Annotated in this window: 9 protein-coding genes; 3 read left to right on the top strand and 6 right to left on the bottom strand. The window is 66.9% G+C overall.

The features are described 5' to 3' along the window. Positions 1-43: 43 nt before the first annotated feature. Positions 44-670: a TetR/AcrR family transcriptional regulator gene (locus tag G3W89_RS27590; RefSeq protein ID WP_162577131.1), complete on the bottom strand. Its 627-nt coding sequence runs from the start codon at positions 668-670 to the stop codon at positions 44-46. A gap of 126 nt (positions 671-796) precedes the next feature. On the opposite strand from G3W89_RS27590, the gene G3W89_RS27585 reads away from it, so the two are divergent. After that, complete coding sequence (locus G3W89_RS27585; protein ID WP_162577130.1) at positions 797-1,300, top strand: DinB family protein; 504 nt, start codon at positions 797-799, stop codon at positions 1,298-1,300. 33 nt (positions 1,301-1,333) lie between these two features. Here G3W89_RS27585 and G3W89_RS27580 read toward each other — a convergent pair whose 3' ends face one another. Together G3W89_RS27580 and G3W89_RS27575 are read right to left on the bottom strand one after the other, a co-directional pair. After that, entirely contained in the window at positions 1,334-2,413 is a 1,080-nt protein-coding gene (locus G3W89_RS27580) for an alpha/beta fold hydrolase (RefSeq protein WP_232076776.1), read from the bottom strand. Next, positions 2,382-3,335, bottom strand: a complete 954-nt coding sequence (locus G3W89_RS27575) for a GlxA family transcriptional regulator (RefSeq protein ID WP_162577129.1) — start codon at positions 3,333-3,335, stop codon at positions 2,382-2,384. Before G3W89_RS27575 ends, G3W89_RS27580 begins: the two co-directional genes overlap by 32 nt. Positions 3,336-3,504: 169 nt before the next feature. Here G3W89_RS27575 and G3W89_RS27570 point away from each other — a divergent pair, with 169 nt between their 5' ends. Both G3W89_RS27570 and G3W89_RS27565 read left to right on the top strand, forming a co-directional pair. After that, positions 3,505-4,440 (top strand): SLAC1 anion channel family protein, encoded by a 936-nt coding sequence (locus G3W89_RS27570; RefSeq protein WP_232076775.1) that lies wholly within the window; start codon positions 3,505-3,507, stop codon positions 4,438-4,440. Positions 4,441-4,464: 24 nt separating this feature from the next. Further along, positions 4,465-4,884: a nuclear transport factor 2 family protein gene (locus G3W89_RS27565; RefSeq protein WP_162577127.1), complete on the top strand. Its 420-nt coding sequence runs from the start codon at positions 4,465-4,467 to the stop codon at positions 4,882-4,884. Positions 4,885-5,014: 130 nt separating this feature from the next. Here G3W89_RS27565 and G3W89_RS27560 read toward each other — a convergent pair whose 3' ends face one another. The 3 genes from G3W89_RS27560 to G3W89_RS27550 all read right to left on the bottom strand — a co-directional run bounded on the left by G3W89_RS27560 (position 5,015) and on the right by G3W89_RS27550 (position 11,594). Next, entirely contained in the window at positions 5,015-5,308 is a 294-nt protein-coding gene (locus G3W89_RS27560; protein ID WP_162577126.1) for a hypothetical protein, read from the bottom strand. A gap of 72 nt (positions 5,309-5,380) precedes the next feature. After that, positions 5,381-10,438 (bottom strand): non-ribosomal peptide synthetase, encoded by a 5,058-nt coding sequence (locus G3W89_RS27555; protein ID WP_162577125.1) that lies wholly within the window; start codon positions 10,436-10,438, stop codon positions 5,381-5,383. A gap of 160 nt (positions 10,439-10,598) precedes the next feature. After that, on the bottom strand, positions 10,599-11,594 hold the full coding sequence (locus tag G3W89_RS27550) for a universal stress protein (RefSeq protein WP_162577124.1): 996 nt from the start codon (positions 11,592-11,594) through the stop codon (positions 10,599-10,601). Between the last annotated feature and the right edge of the window lie 419 nt (positions 11,595-12,013).

Raw genomic sequence — 12,013 nt, 5'->3', positions numbered from 1 at the left:
GGCACAACGGTGATCGCATGGCGGGCACCCCGAACCAAGCGCGCTAGGCCTTCAGGAAGCCCGTCACCAGGCGCGCCGTCTCGTCGATGAGCGCCTCCATCCGGTCGTTGGTCAACATCCTGGACTGGTGTAGCACTGCGTTGTGTGTCAACGCCTCGATCGTCGTGACACACACGAACGATGCGAGCTCCAGGTCGTCGACGCCGAGCTCGCCCCGAACACCTTCGAGATAGTCCCTGAACAGGCTGAAGTTTTCACTGCTGAAGGTTTCCAGCTTCTCGAGCTTTCCAACCCGCGGGATCTGCTCGGCCAGCACTCGGTGCAATTGAGGATCGAGGCGGTGCGCCTTCACGGCGACAGCGACGAACCTGCGCACGGCTTCCTCCAGCGGCTGCGTCGAAACCCGCGCCAACTCGCTGCGAACCGTTTGCATGATCTGCTGTTGATGGCGCTCGATCACGGCGGCAACGAGTGCTTCCTTGCTCGGGAAGTATTGATAGAGAGAGCCGATGCTCACCCCCGAAAGTTGCGCGATGCGGTTGGTGCTGGCCTTGTCGAAGCCCTCCTTGACCAGAATGCGAGCGGTTGCCTCGATCAAGCTGTCTACGGTCGCTCGCGATCGCTCCTGCGTGGCGAGTTTCCTCGGCTTGATGAGAGGTCTGCGTGCCATTTCTCGAAGCTGCCAATGCGAGTAGCAAAAGCGAATGATCGCTCATATTCTTGGTAGACGTGAACAGGCAGCGCAACATCCTGCACGCAAGACCTGTGACGCGCAAACACTCAGGAGCCTCACGACATGCACGACACATTGCACCGCCTCTTCAAGTTCAAGGCCTGGGCAAACGACCAGCTGTTCACGGCGCTGGCCCGGCTTGGTGACGAGCCCCCGGTTACCGCATTGGCGATCAAGGCGTTGAGCCACACCTACGTGGTCGACCGGATATTCGCCGCGCACCTTCGGCGAGAAGCTCACCCGTACACGTCGGCAAACCTGAGCGAGATGCCGACACTCGAAGAGCTATCCGCTGATCTCGGAAAGAGCGACCAGGAATACATCGACTACGTGTCGGCGCTCGATCGCGACGAACTGGCCGAAGCGATCGAGTTCACCTTCACCGACGGCGCGACTGGGCGCATGTCCCGCGAGGAAATGCTCATGCATGTCCTGGCGCACGGCACAGGTCACCGTGGACAGGTCAGCGCCGTGATGCTGCTCAATTCCGTTCCGCCGGCCAAGGACGGACTTGCGACCTACCTGCATGAAGTGGAGGCGTCGACGAGGAGGCGGACTCTGGCTTGAGCGCGAGAGCCCGGGTTCGCCTACCTGCGCTCGTCAGTGCTCCGAGCCGCTTCTGACCGCGGCGATCACTCTCTCGGGCGCCACGTAGTGCACCATGTGCCCCGCCCCCGGGACGACGACCAATTCGCTTTGCGGCACGTCCCGATGAAGTCGCGTCGAATGCGCTTCGAAGTCGACCACCTTGTCGTTGGCGCCTGCGATGATGGTGACCGGCATTCGAAGCTCCTTGTATCGGGCGCTGCTGGCGCTCGCCGCGGGCATCATGAAAGTTGCGTCCTCCGCATTGGCGCGGATCTGCACCGGGCGCAGCATCATTTCGCGCGAGAGCACTGGGAAGAAGTTGGCTGGCGCTTCATTCGGCCAGAACATGCCCTGCACCGTGCGCCCGATCAGCGCCCGGCTCGAAAGCGCAGTCACCGTATACCGCATCACGTCGCCCAACACCGGTAGCGCTACGGGAGCAATGAGGAGCGCATCGACGCGGACCGTCGGGTAGTAGTAGCCACCCATCAGCACCAGGCTGCGCACGTACTCTGGATGGTCGAGCGCCATTGCAAGCGCGACCAGGGTGCCCATCGAGTGACCGACGACGATCGGTCGCTCGACGCCCAAGCGCTTCAGAGCCGCATGGAGCATTGCCGCTTGAGCGCTGGGCGTCCAACGACGATCGCGTGGTCGGGTGCTGTGGCCAAAGCCGGGCCGGTCGATCGCGATCACGTGGTGGTCTACGGCCAGTCTCTCGACAAGGCCGCTGGCATCGAAGTCGGCGAGCGATACGACGTTGCCGTGAATCAACACGACCGTAGGCCCTTCGCCGCGCTCGACGTAGTGAAGCCTTGCACCGTCGACGTCCACGAACCGCCCGGCGGGCGGGTGCTCGCGTTCTGCTCGACGCGCCTGAAGCTCGACCCAAACCGCGGTGGCTGCCGAGGCGGCGAGAGTGGCACCAGCGACCAAGCCGGCCCGAGAGGTGGCAAGCGTTTTCTTCCGGGACAGATTCATGATGTCAGTTGAGGCAAGCGAGCCAAGAAGAAGATCGTCATCGGATTGCCCGGCAATCCACGTGCCTGGCAGCGCACGGTCAACTGGCAAAGCGCCTTCGATATTCGCCAAGACTCACCCCGAGCCGACGCCCGAACGCACGCCGGAACCCGTCGACGTTCGCGTAGCCCACCGCGGCAGCCAGTCGCTTGGCCGGCAGGTCCGACTGCTCCGCCAGGCGGCGGGCTGCGTCGATCCGCGCATGCTCGACGAAAGCGGCGGGCGTCGTGCCGGTCTCACTGCGGAAGATCCGCGCGAAGCTGCGTTCGCTCATGCCCGCACGCGAAGCCAGCGCGGGTATCGACAGGTCGTCGGTCAGCGTCGCAAGAACATGCTCCTGCACCGCGCGCACGCTGGAGCGCTCGGAGGTCTGCGCGGCCAGGTGCGCGCTGAACTGGCTCTGCCCGCCCGGGCGCTTGAGGAACATCACCAACTGGCGTGCCACCTGCAGCGCAAGTTCGCGTCCATGGTCCTCTTCCACCATCGCAAGGGCGAGGTCGATTCCGGCGGTCACACCGGCGGACGTGAACAGCTTGCCGTCCTTCACGTAGATGGCGTCTGCTTCCACGCACGTCCCCGGATAGGCTGACGCCAGGCGGGCGGTGGCATTCCAGTGGGTTGCCACGCGCTTGCCCTCCAGCAGTCCCGACGCGGCCAGGACGAAGGCGCCGGTGCACACCGACCCATAGCGTCGCACGCTGCGGGACTGGCGCCGCAGCCAGGCCTGCAATTGCGCATCGCTCGCCATGTCCTCGATGTCGGGGCTTCCCGCGACCAGCAAGGTGTCGATGCGCGCGCGATGGGTTGCCACGGTCGCATCGACGGCCAGGCGCAACCCGCTGCTGCTTCGGAGCATGCCTTCGTCGGTGCCGATCACCTGCACCTGGTACGCCCGGGGGTCGCCGAGCTGGCGCGATGCTTCGGCGAAGACGTCGGCGGGTCCGGCGACGTCGAGCAACTGGAAGCGCGGGAACGCGAGGATGGCGATGCGCATGGCTGACCTGGCCCGATGATTGGCAGAAAACGCCAGCTGTTGAAAGCGGCAAAGGGGAGAGCTTGGCAGAAACTATCAGGTCTTGCAAATACTGCCAAACAGGTCCGCCGTGCAAAGTCCCGCTTTCAGCCCCTCTTCGTCGCCCTCGGTTCTTCGCAGCGAAAGCTCCGTGAAAAACCTGCCGGTCAACCTCTTTGCCTCGGTGATGGGCCTCTCCGGGCTGTCGCTGGCCTGGCGACTCGCGCACGACAGCCTCGGCGCAACGGCTTTTGTCGGCGAAGCCATTGGCGTGTTCGCACTGGGCGTGTTCGCGCTCATCTCGCTCGGGTATTTGGTCAAGCTCGTGAAGCATCCCCAGGCCGTGTGCGCGGAGTTCCTCCATCCGGTGGCAGGCAGCTTCTTCGGAACCATCGCGATCTCGATTCTTTTGCTGTCTGCCGTCGTCGAACCCTATGCGGCGGCCGCAGCGCCGGCCATCTGGACGATCGGCGTCGTGGCGACACTCGCGCTGAGCTTCATCGCCGTGTCGCGCCTGCTCAAAGGCCAGGTCGATGCATCGCATGCCGTGCCTGCGTGGATCATTCCGGGCGTGGCCACGCTGGACATTCCCGTCACCGGACAGCACATGCGCATGGCCTGGGCTTCGGAGATCAACCTGCTGGCTTGCGCCGTCGGTGCCGTGATGGCGCTCGTGATTCTCGTGATGGTCATCAGCCGGCTCGTGCACCGTGACCCGCTCGCGCCCGCCATGACACCGTCGCTGATGATTCTGGTCGCGCCTTTCGCAGTGGGCTTCATCGCCTACACGAATGTCATCGGCGGCGTCGATCGCTTTGCCGCGCTGCTCTTGTATTTCGGGCTGTTCATGTTCGCCGTGGTCGTACCGAAGGTGTTCCGCCCGAGCGTGAGCTTCTCACCGTCCTGGTGGGCGATCGGCTTCCCGATGGCAGCACTGGCCAACGCGGCGCTCAGGTACTCGGCGTACCGCGACAGCGGTCCGCTGTGGTGGCTCGCGATCGGGCTGCTTGTGGCGCTGAGTCTTGCCATTGCGGTGCTCACCGTTCGCACGGTCCATATCGCGCTGAACGGCAAGCTTTTCACATGAGGCAGGCAGGAGGAAGATGCCTCGATGAACGACGACGATGTGCGAGCCGCGCTGCAGCGCCACTGGGCGGCCTCCGATGCCAACGACTTTGCGGCCGAACACGCGATCTATGCCGAGCAAGCGGTGCTCGAGTACCCTCAATCGGGCGAACGCATTCGCGGCCGGCAGCAGATCGAAGCGTCGCGCAGGGCGCAGCCGGACCCCAAGCGGTTTGTCGTGCGGCGGACACTGGGCGGCGGCGAGCTTTGGATCACCGAAGTGGTCGTCACGTATGACAAAGCCCCGGTCCATGTCGTGAGCATCATGGAGTTCAAGGGCACCCAGGTGATCCGGGAAACGCAATACTTCGGCGAACCTTTTGCGCCGGGTTCTTCTCGCGCGCAGTGGGTCGAGCCGATGGACCGAGGCCAGCACTCCCCTGGTCAGCAATTCCCGAAAGAATAGGGGCAATCGCTCGGTGGCCGGTTTGCCTTCGAGGGATTCGTGGCACTCAAGGGCGGGGAGTACTTCTTTGCGCCTTCCATTTCATTCTTGAAGGCGCCTGAATAGCTGCGAGGCCACCTGCGCGGCATCGCTACATCAGCGGCGTCCACCCCGAAGGATTTTCTTCCTCGTCGAGGGCGTCGCGACGCGGACCGCGCTGGTGTGTCTCATAGAGTCTGCGAAGCGCGTTCACGCCCTCCTGCAAGGCGTGTTCATAGCTGTCGCTCCCGCGAGGCGCGGAGTTCAAAAGGCGAAACTCGTCGTCAGGCCCTTGCGCTTCCAGCAGGACCCAATAGAAATGGCCCGGATCGGGCTCGTCGACGGTGACTGCAATGGATCGAAGAAAACTTGGCATGTTGCGTGGCTTGAAGTGTTGAGCCGGCACTCCGCCGATCGATCAGGAATCGGGGACTGCGCGCTCTCGATGCGATCACGGCGGTCCGCCGCTCCGGAAAGCTCAGCTGCTTCTCTGCGCCTTGCCCCAGCCGGAGAACACGCGGCCGAGGAGGCCTCGTGCCGGCGCCTCCTCGTGCTTGGCGTTGCGGCCCTGCGGCGCCTTGCCCGGGGTCGCGGCAAACGCGGCCTCCCTGGAAGCGAGTTGGCCCAGGTTCTCGAACACGTAACGCGGCGGTGCGGTGCGGAAGCCAAGGGTGCGTTCAGCCAGCTGGATCACGCGCATGGCCTTCAGCGAATCGCCGCCCAGGTCGAAAAAGTTGTCGCTCGGCCGGATGTCCGAGGTTTCGATCTTGAGCACGTCGGCCCAGATCTGCGCCAGCCGCAGCTGACCGGCGCCAAGCGCGACAGGGGGCGACGCCGACGCAGCCAGGCTGATCGCAGGCTCGACGCGCTCGCGAGAGTCCAGCTCGGCCGCATCGCCGCGCGACAGGTGCGCGAGCTGCTGCGCAGCCTCGGCCGAAGCGCCATCGGCGACCAGCGCCGCGAGGCTCTCTTGCGGATGCTCGGCCACGCGCCGCAGCAACTCGACGTAGCGGTCTCGCAGGGCCAATGCCGTTTCGCGCCGGTAGATGTCGGCGTTGTAGGTGAGGCCGCCTTCCAGCCCGCCGGGCCCGTCGGTGAGCCAAAGTCCGAGGTCTTCCGTGGCACCGCGCTGAGATATCTGGACCGGACGAAGTTGCAGCGGGCCCAGGTGCTGCGCGCGATCGCGCGTGTCCTCGAAGGAGAAGAGCACCTGGTACAGGCCGACGCCCTTGGCCCGCGTAGAAAATTCCGGCTCACCCTCGAAGCGCTCGAAGGGAACCTGCTGGTTGTCGAGGGCCGAGACCACCTGCTGCTTCAGCGACTGCATGAACTGGCCCAGCGTCTGCTGAAGATCGAAGGCGACGGGCAGCGGCAGCAGGTTGCCGAACATGCCCATCACCGGCTCCGTCTCCGGCAGCTGGCGGCCGCGCACCGGCGTGGCAACCACCAGCGAGCGCGCATCGGCCACGCTGCCCAGCAGGAGCACGTACACGCCGAGCGCGAGCATGTTGAGCGTGACGCCGTGGCTGCGCGCCACGGCATGCAGCTGGCGCGTCAGTTCGCCATCGACCGCCATCCAGTAGGTGTGGCCCTGGCCGGTCATGCCCGCGCCGCGCGGCCGATCGGTCGGCAAGGCCTTGGTCGGTGGTGAAGCGGCGAAGCGCTGCTTCCAGAAGCTCAGCTGTTGGTCGAACCGCGGCGAGGCGAGCCACTCGAGGTACCACTCGGCGTAGTCCCCGTGCGTCACGGCCAGTCCGGGCAGCTCGTGCGGCACGCCGCTCAGCTTGGCTCGATAGAGAGCCGACAGTTCGTTGATGAGCAGATCGACCGAAGCGCCGTCCCACACCAGGCGGTGCGGCACGAAGACGAACACATGGTCCTCGTCGCCCATGCGGATCAGGGCGGCATTGAAGAGCGGAGCGCGGTGCAGGTCGATCAGCTGGTCCGCCACGTCCTGCAGCTTCTCGACGAGTTCCGGCTCGCGCTGGTCGGCAGGCACGCCGCCCAGATCGATGCGCATCAGCTCGACCGGCACCTCGGCGGCGATCGATGCGGTGCACTCACCCGTCTCCGGGTTGCGTGTGAACGATGTGCGCAGCGCGGGCTGGCGTTGCACGACCTCGCGCAGCGCGTCATGAAAGACCGCGATGTCCAGCGGGCCTGTCAGCCGGTGGGCCGAGGGCGTGTTGTAGACGGACCGGCCGGGATGCAGTTCCTCGAGGAAGAGGATGCGTTCCTGCATCGGCGTGAGCGGCGCGTTGCTGCGCCCGGCGCGGCGGGGGACGTGCTCGACGGGCTCGATGCCGCTGGACTGCAGTTCGTCCAGCGCCGCCGAGAGCCGCTCGGCCGTCGGCGCCGCGAAGAGCGTGCCCAATGGCACGGTGATGCCGAACTCGCGGCTCAGCCGGGTGGCCAGACGCGATGCCAGGAGCGAATGGCCGCCGAGCGCGAAGAAGTCGTCGTGAATGCCCAGGCCCGGCAGGCTCAGCACCTGCTCCATGGCCGCGAGCACGAGGCGCTCGCGCTCGTCGCGCGGCGCCGTGGGCGCGCGCTCGCCCGCCTGCACGGCCCCCGACGAAGACGCAGCGGGCGCGGGCAGGCCCTTCCTGTCGATCTTGCCGTTGGGCAGCCGCGGAAGTTCGTCGAGCACGACGAAGTGCTGCGGCGCCATGTACTTCGGCAGGCGCGCGCCCAGGGCCTGCTTCACCCCCGACGTGTCGACCTGCGCGCCGGCCGCGGCGACGAGGTAGGCGACCAGGCGCACGTCGCCCGGCTGGTCCTCGCGCGCGACGACGACGCTGGCGCCCACGCCGGGCACGTCGTTGCAGCAGGCCTCGATCTCTCCGGGCTCGATGCGGTAGCCGCGCACCTTCACCTGGTGGTCGATGCGGCCCTGGTGTTCGAGCAGGCCATCGTTGCGCCAGCGGCCCCGGTCGCCGGTCCGGTACAGCCGGCCGCCGGTGCTCGAAGCGGGATCGGGGATGAAGGACTGCTGCGTCAGTTCAGCACGCTCGAAGTAGCCGATGGCCACGCCGGCGCCGCCGATGCAGATCTCGCCGGGCACGCCCACCGGGCAGCGCTGCCCCTGGGCGTCGATGATCCAGACGCTGGTGTTCGCGATGGGCCGGCCGATGGAGACGCCGTTGCGCGCGACCTGCTCGTCGTTCACGCGCCACGCCGTGGAGTAGACGGTGGTTTCGGTGGGCCCGTACATGTTCCAGAGCTCGCCGCAACGCGCGTTGAGCGCCAGGGCCAGATCGCGGGGCAGCGGCTCGCCGCCGGTGATGGCTTTCAACCCCTGCCTGCCTTGCCATTGCGCATCGAGCAGCAGGCGCCAGGCAGTGGGCGTGCCCTGCAGCACGGTGACCTGTTCGCGCTCGATGAGCTGGCGGTAGGCCTGGCCGTCCTTGGCCGTCTCGCGCGAGACCAGCACGATTTCCGCGCCGGTCTCCAACGGCAGGATCAGCTCCATCACCGCGATGTCGAAGCTCAGCGTGGTTGCCGCCGCAACGCGGTCACCCGGGCCGATGCGCAGCGTCTCGCCCATGCTCTGGAGCAGGTTGGCCACCGCAGCGTGCGCAATGCCCACGCCCTTGGGCCTGCCGGTCGAGCCGGAGGTGTAGATGAGGATGGCCATGTCGCCGGCCTGCGCGTCCTGCGGGCCGGCGGGCAGCGGCGTGGGCGGCGCGTCCAGCCAGTCGACGTCCTTGTCCAGCCAGAGTAGCTGCGCGTCGCCGTCGTCGCACCAGGCGCTCGGCGCGTGGGCGATGTCGGACGTGCTGATCAGCAGGCCGAGCCGCGCATCCTCTGCCTGGTAGTCGAGGCGCGCCTTCGGAAAGTCCGGGTCCAGCGGCACGTAGGCGGCGCCGCACTTGAGCACCGCCAGCAGGGCGACCAGCATGTCTGCGTTTCGCTCGAGGCACAGGCCGATGCGCTCGCCGCGGCCCATGCCGCGGGCACGCAGGGCATGCGCCAGCCGATTGGCGCGCGCGTCCAGTTCGGCGTAGGTCCACTGCCGGCCTTCGTGCCGCAGCGCGGCGCGATCAGGCTGCGCCGCCGCCATGCGCTCGAAGCCGGCATGGACGAGGCCGCCGCGCGAGAGCGCCGTGGGGGCAGGCTGAAGCGCGAGAAGGCGCGTTTCCTCGGTGGCACCGAGCAGGTCGATGCCGCCGAGCGCCACTCCGGGCTCGCGCACGGCGGCCTTCAGCAGGGCTTCGTACATGTCCATCCAGCGGGCGATGGTTTCGTCGTCGAACAGGTCGACGTTGTATTGCACTTCCCACTGCATGCCGCCGGCGACGGGCGTGAGGTTGAGGAAGAGCTCGAAGTTCTCGCAGGCGCGCGGGATGCTGCGCAGCTGCGTCTGCAGGCCGGGGAACTCGCCCGCGGAACGCTCGTTGCTGGCGTCGACATTGAAGAGCACGCTCACCAGCGGCAGGCGGCTCGGATCGCGCGGTACCAGCAGCTTCTTGAGCAGCGTGCCGTAGGTGAGGTTCTGATGCTCGAAGGCGTCGAGCAGCAGGTTGCGGCTCTGGCTGGCCAGTTCGGTCAACGGCGACGCGGCGTTCACCGAAACCCGAAGCGGCAGGAGGTTGGCGCAGTGCCCGACGAGCCGAGGCATGTCGCTGGCGAGCTGGCCGGCGGCGGCGATGCCGATGACCAGGTCATCCTGGCCGGTGATGCGATGCAGCAGGCCGGCGAAGGCGCCGAAGAGCACGGCGTAGAGGCTGGCGCTCGATCCGGCGGCCAGCTTGCGAACGCCATCGACGAGCCCGGCGTCGAGCAGGCCGTCCAGCCTGCGCGACCGGAAGGTCCGCACGGCAGGGCGCGGCCGGTCGAGCGGCAACTCGAGCACCGGCGCATTGCCACCGGCGAAGCGGCCGAGCCAATAGTCGATGTGGGCCTGCATGCGCGGGCTGGCCGTTTCGTCGGCTTCCCACTGCGCATAGTCTGCATAGCGAGGCGCGGACTCCGGCGGTGGGCGCATGCCGCGCTCGTGCGCGTACAGCTCTCCGAGCTCGGTGCAGATCACGCCCAGGGACCATCCGTCGCACACGGCATGGTGCGCGCTGATCAGGAGCGTGTGGTCTTCCAGCCCGCTGCGGTAGAGGCTCGTGCGAAAGAGCGGGCCCTGCTCCAGGATGAAGCGCTCGCGGACGGCCGCTTCGAAGGCGGTTGCCAACAGGCGCTGCTGTTCGGCGGCATCGGCCTGCGAGAGGTCGAGGCGTTGCAGCACGGACGTCGAGGCTTGCGCAATGAAGAGCTGCGTGCCATCGGGTGAGAAGGTGGCGCGAAGGCAATCGTGCCGTGCGACCAGTCGCTCGATGGCGCGTTGCAGAGCGACATCGTCGAGCGGGCCGGTGAGCCGCAGCGCACTGGCTTCGTTGTACGCCAGGGACGCGTCTTCGCCCAGGCGATCGCCCAGCCAGACTTCGCGCTGCGCCTCGGTCGTGGGAATGATCGCCTCGACCTCGCCGAAGGCGAACGGATCGAAGGCATCGGTGTCCGGCACGTGGGCCTCCCGACGAGCGGCCATGGGCACGCCGTCCGTCAGGGACTTGACTGCTGGAGCGGTGTAAATGTTTGAAAGACTCCGCATTGTCTGCAGCATTGCCGAAGGGCTGGCCCGCTACTGTCAGACGGCAACGCATGGGCCTGAAGGGCGGCGGGCCGCTGCAGTCCCATGCGCCGGTGAGTCAGGCAGGGTCGCTCGCCGCTGTCCACCCGGAGCGCAGCTTGGCAGGCATTCCCGCCGGGCTCGGACGAACGGGTGCCCGCGGCGCCCCGGCCCGGAGCCTTCGCATGGCGCCGGGTTCCGCTTCCAATCGCTGGATGGCCGTCGCGCTGGATGCCGGCTGGTGGTCATGAGGCACCACCAGCACGTCCCTGTCGCGACCATGGTCGAGCACGCGCTGGGCAACGCTTCCGAAGAGGAAATCCGACAGGGCCGATGCAGGATGCTTGCCCACGACGACCAGCTCGGCGTTGCTGCGCTGCTGTTGCACGAGCACCTGTCGGGCCGGGTCGCCATGGCCGATGGCGGAGAGCACGCGGTTGCGGCGTGAATCGTAGGAGTCGGTCATCCAGAACATCCGGTCCTGCGCATAGCGGCGGCACTGGTCGCGGTACACCTTGATGGCGTGCTCCGAGACCTCTGCGTAGCGAAGCTTTCCCTCGTTCGCGGTGCTGATGGCGTGGAACAGCTCGACCTTCGCCTGCTGGTTGAGCGCGAAGCCCAGATCCACCAGGCTGCGCGATGCTTCCGTGAAGTCGACAGCCACGACCAGGCTGCGATAGGGCGCGTGGGCCGGACGCCGCACGACGAGAACCGGCCGTTGGCAGCGTCGGAGCACGGCTTCGACGGGCTGCCCCACCAGGAAGGCACGAACGCCCCGGGCCGGCGCGGTACCCCACACCAGCAAGTCGGCACAGCGCGCCGATGCCAGGACATCATCCAGCGAGAAGGCGAGGCGGCTCAGGGCGCGCACGCGAATCCCGTGGCGCTGATGAAGTTGCAGCGCATGGTGCGCCAGCCGGCACGCCGCATCGGGCGGCGGCGGTTCTCCGGGATAGGCCACGCAAAGGAGCTTGAGCGTTGCACCGTGGGCCGCGCAGAGGTAGCCCGCACGGGCAAGGGCGTGATCGCCTTGATTCGAAAAATCGGTGATGGCGAGGACGGAATGGGGGGTCATGGCAAATCGCTTTCGGAATGGCTGGCGCCACGCGCGAGCGCCGACGGGATCGACGGCCGCGCAGTAGCGGGATGTGAAGCAGGGGGCTCGCGTTCGAGCAGCGGACGTGGCAACGGCATCGATCCGTCGCCTGGACCGGGCGCATTCAAACGCGGTCGACGTTGCGCGGGGCTTGGTGCCCGGCGGTGACTGGTTGCGCTAAGAGGATGAAGGGGAGCGGACCGCCGGGCTCAGGAGAGTGCGGGCGTCGATTGCCGACGCGCCTTCTTTGCAACCGCACGTGCGTAGGTCGCAGCAAGAAGCAGTGCGGCCAGTGCAACGTGGGTGCAAACAAGGGTGGTGGTCATGCGATCGAGTCTATCCACGGACCCCTGCAGTGGCAACCAATGGCCTCAAGCTTCTTGCCAGATTGAAATGCA

It is taken from the genome of Variovorax sp. PBL-H6 (genome assembly GCF_901827155.1).
In the GTDB taxonomy this organism is placed as follows: domain Bacteria; phylum Pseudomonadota; class Gammaproteobacteria; order Burkholderiales; family Burkholderiaceae_C; genus Variovorax.
The sequence above is the reverse complement of the archived record's forward strand: the minus strand, read 5'-3'. Positions and strand labels throughout refer to the sequence as shown.